General features: G+C 58.2%; 18 protein-coding genes. 10 read left to right on the forward strand and 8 right to left on the reverse strand.

Features of this window, described 5'->3' with window-relative positions; translation table 11 throughout:
* Positions 1-164: 164 nt before the first annotated feature.
* Both ACZCED_RS21245 and ACZCED_RS21250 read right to left on the reverse strand, forming a co-directional pair.
* On the reverse strand, positions 165-1,688 hold the full coding sequence (locus tag ACZCED_RS21245) for a TolC family protein (protein ID WP_464861653.1): 1,524 nt from the start codon (positions 1,686-1,688) through the stop codon (positions 165-167).
* Positions 1,685-3,094, reverse strand: coding sequence for a TolC family protein (locus ACZCED_RS21250; protein ID WP_464861654.1), 1,410 nt, complete (start codon positions 3,092-3,094; stop codon positions 1,685-1,687). The genes ACZCED_RS21245 and ACZCED_RS21250 overlap by 4 nt, the downstream gene beginning before the upstream one ends.
* A gap of 380 nt (positions 3,095-3,474) precedes the next feature.
* On the opposite strand from ACZCED_RS21250, the gene ACZCED_RS21255 reads away from it, so the two are divergent.
* From ACZCED_RS21255 to ACZCED_RS21275, 5 genes are all read left to right on the forward strand, one after another.
* The gene (locus ACZCED_RS21255) at positions 3,475-3,843 is read left to right on the forward strand and encodes a DUF6488 family protein (protein ID WP_462968716.1); all 369 of its coding nucleotides are present in this window, start codon (positions 3,475-3,477) and stop codon (positions 3,841-3,843) included.
* A gap of 12 nt (positions 3,844-3,855) precedes the next feature.
* The gene (locus ACZCED_RS21260) at positions 3,856-4,491 is read left to right on the forward strand and encodes a hypothetical protein (RefSeq protein ID WP_464861655.1); all 636 of its coding nucleotides are present in this window, start codon (positions 3,856-3,858) and stop codon (positions 4,489-4,491) included.
* Between the two features lie 146 nt (positions 4,492-4,637).
* Positions 4,638-6,377 carry a two-component system sensor histidine kinase NtrB gene (locus ACZCED_RS21265; protein WP_464861656.1) on the forward strand — a complete coding sequence of 580 codons (1,740 nt, stop codon included), beginning with the start codon at positions 4,638-4,640 and terminating at the stop codon, positions 6,375-6,377.
* On the forward strand, positions 6,374-7,729 hold the full coding sequence (locus ACZCED_RS21270; protein WP_462968719.1) for a sigma-54-dependent transcriptional regulator: 1,356 nt from the start codon (positions 6,374-6,376) through the stop codon (positions 7,727-7,729). The genes ACZCED_RS21265 and ACZCED_RS21270 overlap by 4 nt, the downstream gene beginning before the upstream one ends.
* 98 nt (positions 7,730-7,827) lie before the next feature.
* Positions 7,828-9,129 carry an HD-GYP domain-containing protein gene (locus ACZCED_RS21275; protein ID WP_462968720.1) on the forward strand — a complete coding sequence of 434 codons (1,302 nt, stop codon included), beginning with the start codon at positions 7,828-7,830 and terminating at the stop codon, positions 9,127-9,129.
* 58 nt (positions 9,130-9,187) lie between these two features.
* Here the strand turns inward: ACZCED_RS21275 and ACZCED_RS21280 are convergent, their stop codons facing one another.
* The 3 genes from ACZCED_RS21280 to cls are packed head-to-tail and all read right to left on the reverse strand — an operon-like array spanning position 9,188 to position 11,653.
* Positions 9,188-9,874, reverse strand: a complete 687-nt coding sequence (locus tag ACZCED_RS21280; RefSeq protein ID WP_464861657.1) for an RluA family pseudouridine synthase — start codon at positions 9,872-9,874, stop codon at positions 9,188-9,190.
* The gene (locus tag ACZCED_RS21285) at positions 9,871-10,194 is read right to left on the reverse strand and encodes a YkgJ family cysteine cluster protein (protein ID WP_462968722.1); all 324 of its coding nucleotides are present in this window, start codon (positions 10,192-10,194) and stop codon (positions 9,871-9,873) included. The genes ACZCED_RS21280 and ACZCED_RS21285 overlap by 4 nt, the downstream gene beginning before the upstream one ends.
* 1 nt (position 10,195) lies before the next feature.
* Entirely contained in the window at positions 10,196-11,653 is a 1,458-nt protein-coding gene (gene cls / locus ACZCED_RS21290) for a cardiolipin synthase (protein WP_462968723.1), read from the reverse strand.
* A gap of 365 nt (positions 11,654-12,018) precedes the next feature.
* On the opposite strand from cls, the gene ovoA reads away from it, so the two are divergent.
* Complete coding sequence (ovoA, locus tag ACZCED_RS21295; protein WP_464861658.1) at positions 12,019-14,130, forward strand: 5-histidylcysteine sulfoxide synthase; 2,112 nt, start codon at positions 12,019-12,021, stop codon at positions 14,128-14,130.
* 54 nt (positions 14,131-14,184) lie between these two features.
* On the opposite strand, the gene ACZCED_RS21300 is transcribed toward ovoA, so the two are convergent.
* Both ACZCED_RS21300 and ACZCED_RS21305 read right to left on the reverse strand, forming a co-directional pair.
* Complete coding sequence (locus ACZCED_RS21300) at positions 14,185-15,138, reverse strand: OmpA/MotB family protein (protein WP_464861659.1); 954 nt, start codon at positions 15,136-15,138, stop codon at positions 14,185-14,187.
* A gap of 3 nt (positions 15,139-15,141) precedes the next feature.
* Positions 15,142-15,936: a motility protein A gene (locus ACZCED_RS21305; RefSeq protein ID WP_462968726.1), complete on the reverse strand. Its 795-nt coding sequence runs from the start codon at positions 15,934-15,936 to the stop codon at positions 15,142-15,144.
* A 359-nt stretch (positions 15,937-16,295) separates the two neighbouring features.
* Between ACZCED_RS21305 and ACZCED_RS21310 the strand changes: the two genes are divergently transcribed.
* Positions 16,296-17,141: an EamA family transporter gene (locus ACZCED_RS21310; RefSeq protein ID WP_462968727.1), complete on the forward strand. Its 846-nt coding sequence runs from the start codon at positions 16,296-16,298 to the stop codon at positions 17,139-17,141.
* Between the two features lie 233 nt (positions 17,142-17,374).
* Here the strand turns inward: ACZCED_RS21310 and lpdA are convergent, their stop codons facing one another.
* Positions 17,375-18,808 carry a dihydrolipoyl dehydrogenase gene (gene lpdA / locus ACZCED_RS21315; protein ID WP_462970541.1) on the reverse strand — a complete coding sequence of 478 codons (1,434 nt, stop codon included), beginning with the start codon at positions 18,806-18,808 and terminating at the stop codon, positions 17,375-17,377.
* Between the two features lie 211 nt (positions 18,809-19,019).
* Between lpdA and ACZCED_RS21320 the strand changes: the two genes are divergently transcribed.
* The 3 genes from ACZCED_RS21320 to gcvH all read left to right on the forward strand — a co-directional run bounded on the left by ACZCED_RS21320 (position 19,020) and on the right by gcvH (position 21,310).
* On the forward strand, positions 19,020-19,463 hold the full coding sequence (locus ACZCED_RS21320; protein WP_462970542.1) for an Lrp/AsnC family transcriptional regulator: 444 nt from the start codon (positions 19,020-19,022) through the stop codon (positions 19,461-19,463).
* A 120-nt stretch (positions 19,464-19,583) separates the two neighbouring features.
* Positions 19,584-20,855, forward strand: a complete 1,272-nt coding sequence (locus ACZCED_RS21325) for an aminomethyltransferase family protein (RefSeq protein WP_462970543.1) — start codon at positions 19,584-19,586, stop codon at positions 20,853-20,855.
* Positions 20,856-20,911: 56 nt separating this feature from the next.
* Complete coding sequence (gene gcvH / locus ACZCED_RS21330) at positions 20,912-21,310, forward strand: glycine cleavage system protein GcvH (protein WP_462970544.1); 399 nt, start codon at positions 20,912-20,914, stop codon at positions 21,308-21,310.

A 21,310-nucleotide genomic window follows, 5' to 3' on the forward strand; every position in this document is an offset into this window, starting at 1 on the left:
CCTTTCTGGTATGAAACTTCCCTAAAACCTGTCAAAAACACCCCTCTCCCCTCAATGGGAGAGGGAGGTGATGTCATGTAGCTCGACCCCATCGATCAATGAGGGTCGTGTCAACGTCCCCTCGCCCCTTTGGGGAGAGGGACAGGGTGAGGGGTGTTGACGAGTCAGGGTAACGGAGCGCCCACCCGGCGCTCCAGTTCCGCCCGCGCAACCCCAACGTCGCTGTTGCGCCGCTGGCTGGCCAGGTTCACATCCAGCCAGCCGGTGTAGGAGCTGATCACATCGGCAAACGAGACACTGCCCGATTCATACGCCCGGGTGGATACGTCCAGGGAAGTCCGGGACAGCTCCAGCAGACGATTCATATATAAGGACCGCTCCCGCCGGGCCCGGTCCAGCTCGAACCAGGCGGTTCGAACCATCAGCCGGGTACGCGCCTCGGCATCCGCGAGATCGGCCCGCAGGGCGTTCAGCTTTTGCCGGGTTTCGCGGAGGTAGGCGTCCCCGGTTCCGAACCAGGCGTTCTTGGGCAACCCTTTGCCTCGTGCTGGTGAAATCGTGGTTCCGAATGTCGGTTTCATGGCGGCGCTGCCCACCTGGAGAACCGCTTCGTCCGTATAGAGCGAATAGTTCTGGGAAAAGCCCGGCTGAATCATGGTCTCGGCCATCTCCACCATCCGCTCCATCTTGCCCAGCATGGCCCGCATGCGATTCAGCTCCTGGCGCTTTTCCAACGCCAGGGGATAGAGCGACGCTAACCCGGGCAGGGATAAGTCCGGTGTTGGAGTATCCGGCCAACCCAGAGAAAATGCTTGCTTCAGGCCCATCAGGGCCAACAGCTCGGTTTCCAGATTGGCCCGCTGCTCCTTCAATGTGACCAGCTGTTCTTGAAGTTTTTCACGGCCGATACGAATTTTGACCACATCCTGGTAGCTGGTTTTCCCGGCACCGTAGCGGGTCGTGGCCACCGATTCCAGTTGGTTTAGCCGATCGAGTGTGTCGCGGGTGATCCGATGCGCCCGGTGAACATAAAGCAGGTTCCAATAGGCCTTGCGACCCTGGGCCACAATGTCGCGGCGGACCATGTCCAGCATCTGTTTTTCCGCTTCCACGTTTTTTTCCGCCACCTGGCCTTTGAGGGCCGTCACGCCGGGAAAGGGGAACTTCATCTGAATGTTGTCGGCGCCTCGCATGGGCCCAACCCCGGCCATCACGCTTTCGGTGAATGCCGAGTACTGCCGCAGGATCTCGTCCAGCTGGGTGACCTGGTCAAAGCCTTCAAGGGCGGCCCGGAATCGGTCGGTTGCACCCTTTATGGATGGGTTGCGCAGCAGGATCAGCGCTTGGACCGTCTGCAGGGAAAAAGGAGAGCGAAGCAGGTCAAGGGCCTGGGCATCGTCGGCGGCGGCGGCAGCGATCTGCGTTGAGACGGCCGAATCTCCGGCAGGCATGCCCCTGCTGTCCACCCCCTTTTCCCAGCGCTCCCGCAGCCTTGCGATGGTCGCCTTTTCGGCTTCGAAGGCATCCGGTCCACCGGTCGGTTGTGGCTTGGCGGCCTGCGCCGGTTCAATCATGGGTGGCGGCATATAAGCATCCATGTCCTGTTTCAGATCCCGGTATCCACAGGCGGTAAGGCCGGTCGCCCAGACCAGGGCCATTGCGAAAAGAACGATCGACGGGATTTTCATGGCTGCTCCTTTCCGGCGGGCGCCGAAAAATGTTGCCCGTCACCGGTCAGGTGGGTTCCCGCCATGCGTTCAAGCCGTGCCAGGCTGATGCCGTAGTCCGCCTTGGCACGCGCCAGGGCCAGTTGAAAATTGTACCAGACCGACTGGGTTTCGAGGAAATCGGTGAAGGACGACTCCCCCTCCCGGTACCAGACCTCGGCAATTTCCATGGAGCGGGCCGCCTGGGGAACCAGGTCCGTTTCGTAAAGGTTGACGATCCGCTGAGCATTGCGGGCCTTGAAAAAAAGGGTGCGGATCCGGGTCCGGACCGCGTTGACGCGCACGGTTTTTTCCGCCCGTGCCATGGCCTTTTCCGCCATGGCCTTGTCCACCCGGCTGTTGTTCCTGCCGAACCATAGGGGGATGGAAATGCCCGCCTGCAGACCGATGGCGTCCCGGCCGGCATCCCGGGGCTGAACGGGTACGTCAGGCTCGCCGATACCGGCGTAGAACAGCCCCACCTTGAAGTCAGGCAGGTTCTGGAACCGTGCCAGGGACACCTTGGTATCGCCTTTGTCGACACCCACCTGGGCCATGAGGATCTCTTCCTGATTGGCTTCGGCCAGCCCATAGATGGTTTCCACGTCAGCGGTCAGCGGTGACAGAACCGGCGCCTCCAGCCGGCCCACAGCCGATTCGGGCGGGCGGTTCAGCAGCCCGTTGAGACGGACCATCTCCGTCTGCTCCAACTCGTCCAGCAGCAGATTATCGTATTGAAGCTGCCCGGACTGGGACTGGGCCTTGATCACATCGGTGAGCGTGGCCCGGTTGTCGGCGTGGGCGGTTTCGCTGATCTTTCGAAGGTGGTCCAGCAGGCGGGCATTGTGCTGGGTCACCGTTTTGGCCTGCCGGATGTACCACAGTTCGAAATAGGATTCCCGGACCGCCAGGAGCGTCTCCTTGACCGCCATGTCAAGCTTGAGGCGGGCGATGCGGGCGTCGGCGGCCACCAGCTCGCCGGCTTTCGACAATTTGCCGGGGAAAGGGATCATCTGGGAAATCTGGGCATTCCAATCCTGGGGGCCCAGCCGGGTCTCGATGGGGTCGGGAAACCAGGTGACCATCAGCTGGGGGTCGGGGTAGCCGGTCGTAATCCGGTAGTTTTCCACTGTGGCCCGCCACGCCTCACGCGCCTGCTGAATCGACGGATTGTGTGTATAGGCTTGTTCGACAAGGTCGGCCAGCCGGACGGTACCGGTCAGGGGCTGCTCTTCGCCGGAGGATGGCAGACCTGAATCGCCGGCACTGGCGCTTGTGCCCATTAAAAGCAGAAGCCCCGACAGCAGAGCCGGAAAAATTCCCCATGTCAACCATGACATGGGTTGTTTTGACGCCTTGACGACCCGTTGGGATATTCGATGTGTCATTCCGCCTCCTAAATAGTTGCGAAAATGGGGCGCCGATCAGACGACGCTCCGGTCTTCGACGCCTCTATCTAATCAATTGTCGTGCCATTACAGCAACAATCTGATATTATTATAAAGAATCAAAATTCAACCACAAACCCAGACAAGGGGTGCGCAGATATTTCACGAAATTAATGGAACTGGAAGTAAAGTGCGTAATTTATTCGCATACAAAATCGGATATCGAGAAACCGGCTGTTCGTGGAGGTCTTGAAATTAACCATGCATGACCCCGCTGGCAAGTATTTCAGGGGTATCGTTGACGGGACGGGTGACTTCTCGACACCAGTGGTATGGATATTGAAAAGGAAGGGTCTTAACTTAAAAAATCGGAGGGCACTATGAACCGATATACGCCTCGCCGCCTGTTGCGGTCGATGGGAATCGTTGCAGTGATTGTCACAGGGGTAATTGTCACCGGGGCAGGGAATGCTTACAGCCATGGCGGAAAAACCCACGCCGCAGAGCCGTTCTCTGCACTTGAGGCAGTCCAGAAGGCAACCCAGCTTTACGATCGCCTGATCGTCTCCGGGAAATTGCCGGAAGCGTGGGAAACCGGCCTGTCATCCATCCATGTCTCGGTCCGTGGCGCTGAAGCCAGCCGTGAAACCGTGGTGCAGTTCAAACGGTCCGGCGGTGATCCGGACAGCGTCTACTTTTACTTCGATCGTCAGGGAGAATATGCGGGATCGAATTTTTCAGGGGAATAAGGAGATGCAGGTATGGAATCAAACCCCGTTGACCGTCAGCCTGACCAACGGATGACACTGGCACGGATGCCCACTCCCGCCAAGGCCCTGGCCACCTGCATCATTGCGGTTATGACGGTCGGCATGCTGGGTGCATTGGGCCAGATCGTCGTCCATGACATCATTCCCACCTTTTATGCACAGTCCGCAAACGATGCCCCGGCCCCGCCGTCAGGCGATGGCCATGCCGGTATGAATCACGGCTCCCCGGCTTCGTCCGGAGCCGTCAGGGGCGATCTGTTTGCCGACCTGACGACAGTCGACAAGAAACCGGCCAAACCGTTTTACCAGCAGGAGCAATTTGTCTGGACCCTGAAGTGGACCCACATCCACCTGTTCGGCATGAGCATGATTTTCATCTTCGTGGGGGCCATCACCATCTGGCTGGACGCCGGTTCCTCGCTGCGCACCTGGCTGGTGGTGCTGCCTTTTGTCGGGGTGCTGGTCGACATTACGGCCATGTGGATGAAAGCCTTTGTCTCGCCGGCCTTCTTCTGGCTGCATGTGCCCGGCGGGGGCCTGTTTGCCGCGGTTTTTGCCTATGTATCGCTGCGTGCGCTGTGGGAAATGTGGTTTAAAACCATGCCGGAACCAGGCCTCCGGTCCTGAAAAATCATTCGGACGGCTTAATTTTTACCCACTACCCCATTGAATAGGTGCGCAAAAAATTTGCACTTATGGCGTTGCCGTATTATTCTTTCCAAAACGCTTGATCAACGCAATCGACCATCTTCAGCGAAGGGGCCCGTCCGGCCATGACCGTCGTCCCCCGTCGACAACTCTATCTGACAGCTCTTACCATTCTTTTCGTCGTTCTGCTGCTGCTGGTCTTTATCAGCGTGTCCACCTACCGGAACCTGAACCGGGAAAGAAACGCCGCCATGCAAACGCTCCAACGCCAGGCCCTGACCCTGATCAACGCGCTGGAAGCCGGAGCCCGGGCCGGCATGATGATGCAGATGGCCGGCAAGGATGCCATCGGGAACCTGGTCCACGAAATCGGCAGGTCCGACGACGTCAACTACCTTTACCTGGTGAACGCTGACGGGGAGGTGGTGCACCACTCCATCCCCTCCCTGGAAGGGACCCGGGCCCTGTGGCGCCCGGATTTCGAGCGGGCCGCAGATGTCCGTACCCGGGTCCGCCGCCTAGCTGACGGCGTCCATGTTTACGAGGTGGCCAAGCCCTTCGCGCCCATGGACATCCACCTGACCGCCACCCTCTCACCGTCCTCGGACCCCGCCGCCGCATCACAGACCCATTTCCACTCACGCGCCACGGTGTACCTGGGAATGACCATGGCTGCCTACGAGACCGCCCGTCAGTCGGACCTCCAGCATGCCATGATCATGGCAGGCATCGTCCTGGCGTTGGGCGGCGGCGTAATCTATTTTTTTTTCGTGATCCGGAACTATTACCTGCTCAGCCGGACCCTGCAGGAAACCCGGGACTATACCCGTCAGGTACTCGCCAGCATGGCCCACGGCGTATTGAGCATCGCTGCGGACGGCAAGGTGGTCTCCTGGAATCAGCAGGCGCTGTTTCTGCTGGGCATGCCGGCGGCGACGATCAACCACTTCGATCTGAAGACGGTTTTCGATTTTCAGGAAACCGGCATCGCCCGAACGCTCCACCAGGGCGTGCCCGTAATGAACCGGGAGATCAGCTATCAACGGGTCAACGGCGATTGGCTGCCGTTGCTGCTCACCGTGACGCCCATTCAGGATGAAACCGGCAGCCAGAATGGCGCGGTGGTGGTGCTGAGGGATCTGAGCCAGATCAAACGCCTGGAGGAACAGGTGCGGCGTGCGGAAAAACTGGCGGCGCTGGGGCGGCTGGCTGCAGGCGTCGCACACGAGATCCGCAACCCGCTCAGTTCCATCCGCGGATTCGCCTACCTTTTAGGGCGGGGCCATGGGGAAAATACGCCCGAACGGGAATACGCCGATGTCATGGTGCGTGAAATCGACCGCATCAACCTTGTGGTGACGGACCTGCTCAATTTTTCACGGCCCATGACCCTTGAGCCGGAATCCACCGTGATTCCCGATCTCATCAATCATGTGGTTTCCCTGGTATCCGCCGATGCCAAAACCCATGCCATCGACATCCAGATTGACTGTGAATCCCGCATGCCGCCCATGACGCTGGATCCGAATCAGGTCACCCAGGCCCTGCTGAACCTGATGCTCAATGCCATCAACGCCGTTGAGACGGGAGGCGCCGTGGACATCAGGGCGCGCACCGTCAATGCAGGTGCAGGTGTGGAAATCCAGGTGACCGACGATGGCCCGGGAATTGATCCGGACATCCAGGAAAAAATTTTCGAGCCCTTTTTCACCACCCGCGAGCGGGGCACCGGCCTGGGATTGGCCATGGTGCGTAAAATCGCCGAACACCACGACGGCGGCATCCGTGTTGAAAGCCCGCTGCCGGGAAAAAGCAACGGCACCCGATTCTCTCTCTCGTTGAACAATATAAAGGCAGGCCCATGACAGCCAGAATCCTTGTTGTAGACGATGACGCCCCCCATCGGACCATGCTCAAGGCCGTCCTGTCGACCGAGGGCTACCAGGTGCACGAGGCCGACGACGGCGACACGGCCTGCCGGGCGGTGGAGAAGATGGTTTTCGATCTGGTGCTCATGGACCTGCGCATGAAACGCATGCACGGCGATGCCGCCCAGAAAAAGATGCACGAAATCAGCCCCGGCACCCCGGTGGTCATGATGACCGCCTACGGATCGGTGCGCTCGGCCGTAAAGGCCCTCAAAGCCGGGGCCCACGACTACCTCACCAAGCCCATCGACGTCGACGAGCTGAAAATCCTGGTGGTCAAAATCCTGCACCACCGCAGGCTTGAAGAGGAAAATCTCAACCTCAAAGAGCGCTTGGACGCACGCTTTGATTTCGGGGACATCATCGGCCGCAGCCCCTCCATGCGGGAGCTCTTCGAAACCCTGTCCCTGGTGGCCCCGTCGGAAGCCACAATTCTGATCCAGGGCGAAAGCGGCACCGGCAAGGAACTGGTGGCCAACGCCATTCACCATAACAGTCCCCGCAAGGATCGCCCCTTTATCAAGGTCAACTGCGCCGCCCTGCCCGAAACGCTGCTGGAGAGCGAGCTTTTCGGACATGAAAAAGGCGCCTTTACCGGTGCCACCGGGCCCAGGAAGGGACGCTTCCAGCTGGCGGACCGGGGAACCCTCTTTCTGGATGAAATCGCCGAAATGGCCCCGGCCACCCAGGCCAAGATCCTGCGCGTCCTCCAGGAAAGGGACTTTGAACCGGTGGGCGGCACCCGGACGGTGCATGTCGACACCCGGATCATCTCGGCCACCAACCGCAATCTGGAAGATGAGATTGCCGCCGGCCGTTTCCGGGAAGACCTCTACTACCGGCTCAACGTCGTCATGATCAAGGTGCCCCCCCTGAGAAACCGTTCGGCCGACATACCGCTGCTGGCCGACTTTTTTCTCCAGCGGTATGCCGAAAAGAATCACCGCAGCCTCAAAGGCTTCCGCCCCGGCGCCATGGATCTCCTGCTGCGACACCCCTGGCCGGGCAACGTCCGTGAGCTGGAAAATGTTATCGAGCGGGCGGTGATCATGGCCAGGGGGGATATGGTGAACCCGGCGCACTTCCCCAAGTCCCTTCAGGATCGCGGCGCCGAAGAACCGCCCAGAGAGCCGGTGCTGGCCTCGGGCCGGTCGCTGAAAGAAGTGGAGAAGGAGATGATCCTGAAAACCCTCGAAGACATGGACGGGAACCGGACACGAACGGCGGAAACCCTGGGCATCAGCCGCCGGACGCTGCAATTGAAGCTCAAGGATTACGGTATCAATTAACTGGATCAGGAAAACGTTGGAGGTGCTTTATCGAATCTCGACATTCGCGGCGCAGTAAAATTTCTCCCATCCACTGGTTGTTGATCCGACGGTTGCTAATGGCGACCTGCGCCATCTCCATCGTCCTGGCCTCGGTGACCTGGATCAACCTGCGCGACATCGCCGTGGAGCGGGTTCTGGACCGGGTTCTCCTGGCTTCCAGCCAGTTCAGCCGACAGGCCAGGGAAATCCTGGATCGCCCCGGCCTGCCGGACCCCAGCAGTCTTCAGCATGAACTGGAAGCCTTTACCGCCACCCGCTCGCCCCATCACGACAGCAGCTTCAATCAGATGGGACGGTTTGTCTACGTCCGTATATACGACACCGGCGCCCGGCGGATTGCCAGCCTTGCGGACAGCACCTATGAACCCATTGCAGCCGTGGAACTGCGCATGGAAGCGTCCGCCCTGCGCGTCCCCCAACCCGATGAAAACCTTCACCGTGTTTTTCGCCTTGACGGTATGCCCCTGATTTCGGTGGTGGCGCCCCTGACCGGCGGCAAAGACGAGGTGGTGGCTTACTTGGAAGGCGTCTTCGCCATTTCCGAAGCGGCCGTGGCCGCCGCCAGACGGGACACGCTGAAAACCGTGGCCGGGGTGATCGCCATCGTCATGGTCACCGCACTGGTCCTTTACCCGGTTATTATCAACCTGCTGGGCCGCCTGGCCCGAACGTCCCGAAGCCTGCTGGATTCGCACATGGAAACGCTGAACGTGCTGGGCAGCGCCATTGCCAAACGGGACAGCGACACCGACGCCCACAACTACCGGGTCACCATCATGGCCGTAAATCTGGCAGAAGCCTTCGGGTTGACTGCCCGGGAGATGCGATCACTGATTAAAGGAGCGTTTCTGCACGACGTAGGAAAGATCGGCATCCCGGACGACATCCTTCATAAGCCCGGACGCCTGGACACCGCGGAGTTCTCGGTGATGAAGACCCACGTAACAAAAGGGCTTGAAATCATCGGTCGTTCACAGTGGCTCAACGATGCCGTGGAAGTGGTGGGCGGACATCACGAAAAAATAGACGGCAGCGGTTACCCTGACGGGCGAAGCGGGACCGACACGCCCGTCAGCGCACGGATCTTCGCCATCGCCGATGTCTTCGACGCCTTGACTTCAAAGCGTCCCTACAAGGAACCATTCTCCTACGAAGAGACCCTGTCTATTCTGGAAAAGGGTCGGGGCACCCACTTCGATGCCGAGCTGCTGGACCTTTTCGAAACGATTGCCCCGGATTGCTATGCACACTTGGCTAACCGGGAGGACAGCACACTGAAGACGCATTTAGGCGACATTGCCCAAAAATATTTCATGGACGATATGGATACGATCCTGTCACGTGAGGATGCGGTGTGAAGGCGGTGCGGATTCCTCGTGCAGATCAATGAAGTGCGTGAAAATCGCTAACCTCGGCTTAAAAAAAGGTCGTAAAATAGTCTGGCATTTTCGTTTCAAACGTCATTTCTTCATTGTTAAACGGGTGTTTAAACCTGATCGACAGGGCATGCAAGGCCAAGCGCCCCTTGGCATCAGTCCTATATTTTTTGTCACCGACGATGGGATGCCCTTTTTCGGACAGGTGCACGCGAATCTGGTTTTTCTTGCCTGTCAACAGCTGAAGTTCCAACAGGCTATACTGCTTGGACGCTTTGATGACCCTGTATTGCGTTCGAGCCAAAGCCCCTTCATTTGGACGCTTGACCGATTGCATTTTATACGCTTCGCCCTCTGCGAGATAAGATTCTATAATGCCGCTTTTCTCTGCTAAATGGCCGTAAACGACAGCCAGGTATTTTTTTTCAACACTTTCCCATTGCTCGGCAAATTTCTCACGAATTGCAAAACTTTTGGCAAAGATCAATACGCCGGATGTATCCCTGTCCAACCGGTGCACGACAAACAGGTTGGCCTTTGACTTCGGGTTTCCCTTGCGGACATAATTGGTCAGCAGATGATGCGCCGTCTTTTCTGCTTCGTAATGGGCCTTGACACTCAACAGCCCCGAGCTCTTTTCAATCACGATGATGTCTCGATCCTCATAGAGGATCTTGATGCCTGCAGGCACATACTTCGTTCTTATCTTTATTTTTGATTTCATCATAGTTGTTTACAAACGACTAAACAGTTTTCTGCTTGTATGGGTTTTGATGGGAACGTCCTGCAAATTTCAGGTCTTGATTCATATACGCCGCAAGAAAAACGACCCTTATTCTCATTCAGGAAAAAACAATATCCATTTTCCCTGAATTTTAAAAAATAGTCTTCAACGACATTTCCTTTTGGGTTGGTAAACACCTCGAAAGACAATCCTGTGAAGTGTTCCAACCCATCGATATCAGATTGAGACAATTCGACATATGGGTAGTTCCTGCAACATTGCGCACATTGGCTGCAGATCTTAAAGGATATGGTATGCTTCATATCACAATATCGGCGAGAACAGCCGGGCCGCCCGGATCGCCAGGCGGAAGGCCAGAGATCGGCGGTACACCTCGTCGGTGGTCAGGGGGTCGGCCAAGGCAAAATCGTCAAGGCACATCTTCTCCACCCGCCGGATGAAGTCGGGGTCGGTAAAAGCCATGGTGATCTCGAAATTGATCCGCAGGGAGCGGTTGTCCAGATTGACCGTGCCGATGCCGGCCAGGGTGTCGTCCACCAGAAAGACCTTCTGGTGCATGTAGCCCTTGCGGTAGGTGTACATCCGGACACCGGCCACGGCCACTTCAAACAGGTAGCTGTGCGCCGCCCACCAGACAACCCGCTTGTCCGGATTGGCGGGAATTAGGATTCTCACGTCCACCCCGCGCATGGAAGCCAGTTGCAGCGCTTTGATCACCGCCACATCGGGTACGAAATAGGGGGTCAGGATCCAGCACCGATGCCGGGCCAGGTTAATGGCCTGAACCATCATCAGCGAACAGCTTTCCACCAGATCCCCGGGACCCGTGGGAATGCACAGGACCGGTTCACTGCCGAGGCAGGCCGGCGGATCCCAAGAAATATCCGGCAGCTTCCCGCAGGCCCAATGCCAGTCCTCGGCAAAACAGAGCTGTACCGCCAGGGTCACCGGACCCTCCATTTTCACGTGGGTATCCCGCCAGAAATCGAAACGCCGGCCCTTTCCTAAATATTCGTCGCCCACGTTGTGGCCTCCCACCCAGCTTACGGCCCCATCCACGACCACGATTTTCCGGTGATTGCGGAAATTGATCCGGAACCGGTTGAGCCATCCACTGCCCATGCGGAAGGTGCCGACGTTGACCCCGGCAGCCCTCAATCCATCGGTGTAGGATCGGGAAAGCCCCACGCAGCCGATCTGGTCCAAGAGAAAATAGACCCGCACGCCGGCCTTCACCCTCTCGATCAGCGCCGATTTGAGCCGGTCGGCCAGTTCGCCGTCGCGGACGATAAAGAACTGAACCAGCACATAGCTGCGGGCAGACCGGACCCCTTCCAGGATGGAATCGAAGGTGGCCTCGCCGTTGATCAACAGGGAGCAGCGGTTGCCGGCCATGATCGGCAGCTGGTAAATATCGCTGAGCACATCGATTTTGGGCGTATCGCGCACCATCAGGCAGCCGATCCGCTGATCCAGCCGGAGATCTCTGCCCAGGTGGTGGATGGCGGTACTGCCGGACTGGTGGGCGTCTGCATAGCTCTGGATGCGTCGCGCCCCGAACATGAGGTAAAGAAAAACAGACAGGTAGGGAAAGAAAAACAGGGCCATCACCCAGGCGATGGTTCCCTGGCTGGTCCGCCCGTTCATGACGACGTCAAAAATGAACAGGATGCCCACACCATGAAGGATCACAGGAACCAGCAATAACCAGTATTCAAGGGCGATCTGTACCACGGGCATGGCGACGGGGCCTTTTTTCAAGAGGTTGCTTCATTTTTTAGCATATGATTCCTTGCGTTTGCAATGAAACTTGTCGGGGTTGTTTCCATGACCGGCAGGAAAAGCCCCCCGACGGCGACAAATGGGCAGCAGGCAACCGATGGATTCCGTATTTTTTTATTTATCACAATGGATTGGTTGTCAGCAGAACCGTTGCCCTGCACCACCACCGGCTCTCCGGCAATCATGACTGCCGGAAAAAACAGCGCCGGTCCCTGACGTCACCAGCATGACCTCCGGGCAATGACATAAACTTGGCGAAAGGCAATGCAATACCTATATTCAGCATAACTTTTTCCACTTTGTTCGTGCAACATGGGGGCAGCCCCATCTATCGGGAGGGCGTTATGACAGATTTACGAAACACGCGCACAACCATTTTGAATGCGGGCACGCCCGAAGCAAAGCGCGAAGAAATCCTGGACTATTTCCATAAGACCTTCACCCTCGACGAACGGCTCTACGACACCCTGGCATCCGATGAGGCATTCTACCTGAGGGCCGAACCGCTTCGGCACCCGCCGATTTTTTATCTGGGTCACACCGGCGTCTTCTACATCAACAAACTGATCATTGCCAAAATCATCGATCAGCGCATCGACCCGGCATTCGAGTCCATGTTTGCGGTGGGGGTGGACGAAATGTCCTGGGACGATCTTGACGAGGCCCACTATGACTGGCCCACCGTAAAAGCGGTAAAGGCCTACCGGGAAGCGGTGCGCGCCGTCGTCGATACCGTCATCCGCACCCTTCCGCTCACGCTGCCGATCTCCTGGGACCACCCGTTCTGGACCGTCATGATGGGCATCGAACACCAGCGCATTCACCTGGAGACCTCCTCGGTGATCATCCGGCGGATGCCCATCGACCGGGTTCGCCATCTGCCCCTGTGGGATATCTGCACGGAATCCGGCACGGCGCCGGACAACGATCTGCTGCCGGTGCCCGGCGGCCGGGTGGAGCTGGGAAAATCCAAGGACCATCCCCTGTACGGCTGGGACAACGAATTCGGCAGCCACGCCTTCGATGTCCTGGATTTCGAGGCGTCGCGCTATCTGGTTTCCAACCGGGAGTACCTGGACTTCGTGGAGGACGGCGGCTATGCAACGCCGGCCTTCTGGACCGAAGAGGGCTGGAACTGGGTCGGCTATTCAAAGGCACGCCACCCGCTTTTCTGGATCCCGCCGGATGACGACTGGCGTTTCCGGACCATGACGCAGGTCATCCCCATGCCCTGGAACTGGCCCGTCGAGGTCAACCAACTGGAGGCCAAGGCCTTTTGCAACTGGCTGGCCGAAAAACAGGGCAAAACCATACGGCTGCCCACCGAGGACGAGTGGTACCGGCTGCGCGATCTGCACGACATTCCGGACCAGCCCTATTGGGACCGCGCGCCGGGCAACATCAACCTGGAACACTGGGCCTCGTCGTGTCCGGTAAACCGTTTTCGCTTCGGCGACTTTTACGACATCATCGGCAATGTGTGGCAGTGGACCGAGACCCCCATCACCGGCTTTGCGGGCTTTGCCGTCCATCCGGTTTACGACGACTTCTCCACCCCGACCTTCGACACCCGCCACAACCTGATCAAGGGTGGTTCCTGGATATCCACCGGCAACGAGGCCACCCGCGATTCGCGCTATGCCTTCCGGCGTCATTTTTTCCAGCACGCGGGGTTTCGCTACGTGGCGTCCGAACAGCCGGTGGAACTGCCCGAAGCCATGTATGAAAGCGACCTGGCGGTCTCCCAGTATTGCGAGTTCCACTTCGGGGAGTCCTACTTCAACGTGGAGAACTTTCCACGGCAATGCGCCCGCCTCGCCGTGGCCGTCATGGAAGACCGCCCGAAAAAGCGCGCCCTGGACTTGGGCTGCGCCGTTGGACGCGCCACCTTCGAACTGGCCCGGACCTTCGATTTCGTCAACGGCCTGGACTTTTCGGCACGCTTTATCCGCATTGCCTTCCAGATGCAGGAAAAAGGCGTGACCCACTACGAGAGGGTGGAAGAGGGAGACATCGTCTCCTACCATGAACGGCATCTGGCCGAGTTCGGCCTGGACACCGTCGCCGACCGGATCGAATTTTTCCAGGCCGATGCCACCAACCTCAAACCGCAGTTCAGCGGCTACGATCTGATCCTGGCGGCCAACCTCATCGACCGGCTCTACGACCCGAAAAAGTTTCTTGCCGGCATTCACGAACGGCTTAACATCGGTGGCGTTATGGTCCTCACCTCGCCCTACACCTGGCTGGAGGAATTCACGCGTCGGGAAAACTGGGTGGGTGGCATGCGCAAGGACGGTGAGCCGTATACCACACTGGACGGGCTCAAGGACCTGCTGGCCGGTCACTTTCAAATGCTCGGCACCCCCCGGGATGTTGAATTCGTCATCCGTGAAACCCGGCGCAAATTTCAGCATACCGTCAGCCAGTTGACGGCCTGGGAGCGGGTAAAATAGACCCCCACCAACAAATACGGGTAAGGGTCCAGGGCAGAGCAGGGAAAACCCGGTCTAAAAATGATCCGGTGTCTGCTTACCCTTGACCAGAGAGATTTCAACCCGACGGTTGGCCCTTCGATTCTCGTCTGACGTATTGGCCACCAGCGGGTGGAATTCCGATTTGCCCTGAATGATCAGCCGCTCCGGGGCAATCCCGTGAGACGCCAGAAATTTGGCGACACTGGCCGCTCTTGCTGCAGACAGCTCCCAATTGGATGGAAATTTCGGTGTTCGGATGGCGATGTCGTCGGTATGACCCGACACGATGATCTGGTAATCGCGCTGCGGGGCAATCAAATCGGCAATCCGTTTCAATGCCGATTGCGAATCGGCCAACAGGATCGCATCACCGATATTGAAGGTAACGCGCTCTCCCAGGACAAATACGGGTTGTTTCTCGTCCCAGCGGACGTAAAAATCATTGCTGAAGCTGTCTTTCAGGCCCTTGATCACTGCCTGGTTCAAGGGTTCGACAGCGTGCTCCGCCTGCGATTGAAACTCCACTGCCGGTGGCTCCGGATTCGGTGCCACGGTCTCGTCCATCGGTTCCGCCGCTGTGGATTGAACCCCCCGTGCGGCAAGCCGCGGGGAGTCTTCACCGTAAGGCTGAGAATCGATTTCCGGTTCGCTCGCTGACTCCGCGGCAAGCGACGGGGAATGCGCCCGCTGTCGCGGTTCCGTGGGGAGGGCTTTCGTGGAAAGGTCCGGTCGGGTTTCCGCCGGTGAAGCGACGACCGTGCTGGCCTGTTCCGGTTCCCGCACTGCGGTTTCAGGCCGTTTGATTGCATTGGCGTATAACAAAACGAAGAAAACCAGCAAAAGGGTCATCAGGTCGGCCATACTCCACAAAAACGCGTCCTCTTCGGCCGATTTCGCCTCTTCCGCCACGGAAAAACGGGCGACGAAACCCTTTTCCGCGCTCGGCCTGAACCGCCATTGCGTTGACAGACCACCATGGTCAAGCATCTGCTACCTCGCCGGTTCCTGTTGTTTGACCGAGCCGCCCCAAAGGTTCCAGCGCTGACCCTTTCGGGGCGGCATTGGCGTCGGCGCAGAAAAATCGACCTCTGCATAGGATTTCAGGCTGTGGGCAATTTCCAGCGGCGGCCGCTGGCCGCACGCGGCTACGACGCCGTCGAAAATCACATTGAGCATCAGGGCCTCGCGCCGGATGTACTCGGCAAACTTGCCGGCGATCGGAAGAAACAAGAAATTGGCGAAAAGCAGGCCGTAAAAGGTGGTTAACAGGGCGGTTGCCATGCCTTGTCCGATTTGCGCGGAACTGCCGATATGGTTCAGCACATTGATCAACCCGATGATCGTACCCACAAAACCGAATACCGGCGCCAGCCTGGCAAGTCTGTTGACCACGTTGAGCTGCGCCTGCAATTGGTCCAGATACAGATTGATCTCTTTTCCCAACATCATCTCGACCCGGCCAGGATCATAATTGTCCAGAATCATGTGAAAACCTCTGCGCAGAACCGGGTTTTGCACGGCGTTGATCTTCATGTTCATCTCGTTGAGGCCGGCGACCCGCTGCAGGCGCGCCAGGGCAGTGATTTGACAGATCAGATCCTCAACGGTTTTCGGTTTGGGTTTCAGGCTGTCGACCAGACTGCTGAAAAAGCCGCGCAGGGTATGGACGGGAAATGCCAGGCAGCCGCCAACGATCGTGCCGATTAAGACCAATGCCCCGCTCCTTATGTTCACCAGAACCGGGATGTCGCCCATCACATTGCGGGCAAAAAGGAAAAAGCTCATTATACCAATCATTAAAAGACAATTTCGGACCACGTTACAAACCCTCCGGCTGGTGGTGTTTACGTCTATTCAACCTGATAGACGAATGAAGACGGTCAATTTTCCTTTTTTCTAATTTACTTTTCCTTAAGCAGATTTTGTGCCATGAGACAGAGCGGCCCGAAACAACGCCGGTCGTATCGATTGCCAGCAGGTACAATCATCATATCGGAAAAAATTGCCGCACGGGCGGGTCCGTCCAGGCAAATAGTGATGGGCCGTCGACAACACAGATGGCAGAAGACACCCGGGTTAGGGCCGCTTTTTAACGGAACGGATAGACCCACAATAACCGATACCAGGGAAAAGAAAGCGTTGATATGATCAATCCGGAAACCGTGGCCGTGGTCTGCGGCCTTTGCAGCGCATTGGCCTGGGGGGCGGGAGATTTTACCGGCGGGTTCGCTTCCCGGCGGGGCAACGTGCTCACCGTGGTGCTCTTCTCTCAGTTGATCGGGGGCACCCTTCTGGTTTGTCTGGCGGCGGCCTTTTCCCGGAGCATGCCACCCGCAAGGCACCTGGTGTTTGGCGGATTGGCCGGTTTCACCGGCGTGATAGGCCTGGTCGGACTCTACAAGGGGCTGGCCCAGGGGCGCATGGGACTCGTTGCACCGCTGTCAGCGATAGTGACCGCCCTGGTTCCCATGACCTTTTCATTTGTCGTGGAGGGTTTTCCCGGCTGGCTGCGCATGATCGGTTTCGGAATCGCCATGACAGCCGTCTGGCTTATTTCTTCCCCGGGTGACCAATCGAAAATCGAACCCGGTGAACTGCGGCTCTCGATTGTTGCCGGTTTGGGGTTTGGCCTGTTCTTCATTTTCATGGATCAGGCCACCAGCCAGTCTGTCCTGTGGCCTTTGGTGGCGGCCCGCGCAGCGGCCATCGTGGTGATGTTCACACTTTTGGTCGTGACACGCCAACTGGCCCCGCCACCCCGGGGTCAATTCGTCTTTATGGCCCTGGCAGGCATACTGGATACCGCAGGCAACGCCGCCTTCGGAATGGCCGCCCATCTCGGAAGGCTGGACATTGCCGCTATTCTGGCGTCCCTCTACCCGGCATCCACCATCATGCTGGCCTGGCTGGTCTTTCGAGAACGCCTGAGCGGACGGCAGTGGTGCGGGGTGGCCGGTGCCGGGGCGGCGTTGGTGCTGATAGCGTTGTAGTTTCCATAAAGATTTTAATATTTGATGGACATCGTCGTCTTCGGGCAGAAAGGTTCAAATCTACCTACAAATGAGACAATCGTGTGACGGTGAACGTCCACAACAGGTAGATTTTGGTTCCTGGCAAGACTCGAGCGAGTTGGCAACCGCAGGCATAGTGAGCCTATTCCGAGGATCGCCGACGAGCGAGTACGCCGCCAGGGGCCGAAAGATGCCTGTTGTGGACATTCACCCTAGCCGTGGAGCGCCTTGCCGGTTCCCTTCAACGCCGCCTCCAGCATGATCTCCGCCAGGGTGGGGTGGGCGTGAATGGTGTTGGCGATGTCCGCCACACACAGGTTGTTGCTGACCGCCAGGGTGCCTTCTCCCAGCAGGTCCGTGGCGTGAGGGCCGATGATGTGGACGCCCAGCACCTTACCGCTGCCGACTTCGGAAATGATGGTGGCCTGACCGGCCAGTTCGCCGATGACCTGGGCCTTGCCGATGGTGCGGAACAACACCGTATCGGTGCGGGCATCGATGCCCCGGTCTTTGGCCTGGGCCTCGGTGAGCCCCACGCAGGCCACCTCCGGCATGGTGAAAATGGCCCCGGGCACCGCCGTGTAATCCATGACGCGCTTACCGCCCATGGCATTTTCCGCCGCCAGCATGGCTTCGGTGGAGGCCACGTGAGCCAGCATCACCCGCTCCGGGCCCAGCACGTCGCCGATAGCGTACACACCGGGGGCACCGGTCTGCAGGTGGTCGTCCACCGGGAGCCACCCCTTGGCATCGGTCGCCAGCCCGATGGTGGACAGGCCGATACCTTTTGTATGGGGCGACCGGCCGATGCACACCAGCGCCTGCGCTACCGTTTCCGTCACCGGGACCTTCTCCTTTTCCTTCACATCCGATGCAAAGGGCGAGGGGCCGATGGTCACCGCCAGGCCTTCACCGCGCCGCTCGATCGCGTCCACCACCCGGTTCACGTAATACTTGATCTTGCGCTTTTTCATCTCCCGCTCCAGTACCTTGGAGCAGCCGGCATCCACCGATGGCAGGGGCAGCAAGCGGTCCAGGGCCTCCACGACAATGACCGCTGCCCCCATGGCGGACAGGATGCAGGCAAATTCGCAGCCGATCACCCCTCCGCCCACGATAACGATGGATTCGGGGACCTGCTCGATCTCCAGAATGTGGTTGCTGGACAGGATCCTCCGGCCGTCAAAGGGAAAAGCCGGCACCGAAAAAGGGTGGGAGCCGGTGGCGATGATCAACCGATCCCACGCCCAGCCCTGCACCTGCCCGTCTTCACCGGTGGCTGAAACCCTGCCGGGCCCGTCGATACGGGCGGTGCCTCGAACCAGGCGGATCTGGTGGTGTGCCAGCAGGCCCTCGATACCCCGGATCTGGGTGGAAAGGACCTTGTGCTTGCGGGCCATGAGTTGTTGCATGTCGAGCACGGCGCTGCCATCCAGGCGGATACCGAACTGATCGGCCTGGTGAAATTTTTCAAGCATCTCGGCGGTGGTCTTCATGATCTTCGAGGGAATGCACCCCCAGTTCAGACAGGTGCCCCCGACCTGTTCCTTTTCCACCACCGTCACCTCTGCGCCCAGCTGCGCGGCGCGAACCGCCGCCACATAGCCCCCCGGACCGGCTCCCAGGATCGTCACCCGTGTTGCCATAAGTCTACTCCTCCCCGGTTCCCTTATTGTTGAAACGGCGGATCGGTCCGCCGCGATAACCGATTGGATCAGTTAAGCGCATTTAATGTCTTTTTCAACCTTTTTTTAACAATTTTTTGCCGAATACTTCAAATTTTTAAAAAATGTTTGACAGATTCATCATGCTCGATTAGATATTTTTAATATCCACGTAATCGTTGAAAGGCCATCGATGAAAGTAGACGATCTGAACATTTCCATCGTCCGCCATCTGCAGGAGGGCAGGAAGTCCTACAAAATCATCGCAGAGGATCTTGGCGTCTCCGAGAATACCGTCCGGTCACGGGTCAGCAAGCTTGAAGAAGAGGGCGTGCTGAAGATCGTCGGCCTGGTGGACCCGGAAAAGGTTCCACGGCACCGGGTCGTGATGGTGGGCGTCAAGCTGACCACCATGGACCTGGTCAAAAAGGGCGAAGAGTTCAGCCGCGTTCGCGGGGTGGTGTCGGTGAGCGTCGTCACCGGCCGGTTTGACCTGATCCTCATGGTTCTGCTCAAGGAGGGTTTCGGCCTGCTGGAATTCTACACCGAAGAGGTGTCCCGGCTCGAGGGTGTACAGTCGGTGGAAACCTTCGTGGTTTACAAGAGCTACAATCTTAAGGTTCCCTATATATTCTAAAGGCAGTGTTAAGTGTTTCGCAAAAGCAACACCCATCTTTCATTAAATTGACGGAACACATCAACTTAACACGTCACTCTTAACACTAAACACGTCGTTTATGACCAAGGAAACCGCGCCATGGAAACTGCAATCAAACGGACACCGCTGAACCGCTGGCATCGAGATCATGGCGCCAACATGGCCGACTTTGGCGGGTACGACATGCCCCTGTGGTATTCGTCGGTGAAAGAGGAGCATCTGGCCGTGCTCAGCGGAGCCGGTGTTTTCGACACCAGCCACATGGCAGCCGTCACCGTCGCCGGATCGGGAGCGGCAGCGCTGCTCCAGCATTGCTTTACCAATGATCTGGAGGCCTGCATCGGACCGTCCAGAAAGCCCCTTTCCCCGGGTCGCTGCGTGTACGGCGCCTTTTTAGACAAAAACGGCCACACAATCGACGACGCGATTGTCTTTTTCATCGAGGCGGACAGCTACATGGTCGTCGTCAACGCCGGCATGGGCGGGACCGTGTCCGACCACCTGCGGCATCATCTCGGCGACCGGGATGCCACGGTCACCGACCTGTCCGATCGACTGGGCAAGATGGACATCCAGGGGCCGGCGGCGGCCAAAATCCTCGGCGCGGTTCTGGCCGAGCCTCAATCGGTTTTTGCCGGCATGCCCTACTTCTCCTTCAAGGGATATTTCGACCCCGCCTCGCCACTGGCCGATGCGGTCCGCCTGGACGACGGCACCCCCATTTTGCTGTCACGTACGGGGTACACGGGCGAGTTCGGTTTCGAGATTTTCCTGGCACCGGACAACATCCAGGGCCTGTGGGAGCGCCTACTGGAAACCGGCCGTTCCTACGGCATCAGGCCCTGCGGCCTGGCTGCCCGGGACAGCCTGCGTGCCGGCGCCGTCCTGCCGCTCTCCCACCAGGATATCGGACACTGGCCATTCATCAACCACCCCTGGCCTTTTGCCCTGCCCTTTACGGCCGACCAGACCGGATTCACCAAGGATTTCATCGGACGGGCCGCCCTGGAGGAACAGGCGGAAGTCTCGTTCACCCATGCCTTTGCAGGCAAGGATCTGCGCAAAATCTCGGCCGGGGAAGGTTCCCGCGTCATCGATGCCCACGGAAAAACGATCGGGACCGTTCTTACCTGCGCCACTGATATGGGCATCGGGCGTCACGACGGCGACATCTTCAGCGTTGCCAGCCCGAACAAGCCGGAAGGCTTCAAAGCCAGGGGGCTCTGCTGCGGCTTCGTCAAGGTCAACCGCAAGCTGTCCCTCGGCCATCACGTGGACATCGCGGACAACCGCAGGAAAATAACCGTCACCATCGTGGAGGATATCCGTCCTTGCCGCACCGCCCGCAAACCGATGGCTGAAATGGTCTAATCGCGGACACGACACCGCTTATCTCATAGAAAAAAACCAATTACAGGGAGGGAATCATGAAAGCGATCAGCGAACTCAATCTGCCGGAAGACGTGCGATACACCGACGACCATGAGTGGGCCAAAAAAAACGGCGGCGTGGTGCGCATGGGTATTTCTGACTATGCCCAGGATCAGTTGGGAGACATCGTGTTTGTGGAGCTGCCTGAGGTGGGCAGCAGCTTTGACAAGGGCGACGAGTTCGGCACCGTGGAATCGGTCAAAGCCGTGTCCGAGCTTTACATGCCCATCGGCGGCGAGGTGACGGCCATTAACGAAGCCCTTGCCGACGAACCCGAGTTGGTTAACAGCGACCCTTACAACGGCGGTTGGATGATGGAAATCAAAGCCAGCGACCCCGCCGAACTCGAGGCCCTGAAATCCAAGGCCGACTACCTTGAGATGCTGAAAGGATAA

The organism is Desulfosarcina sp., assembly GCF_055467485.1.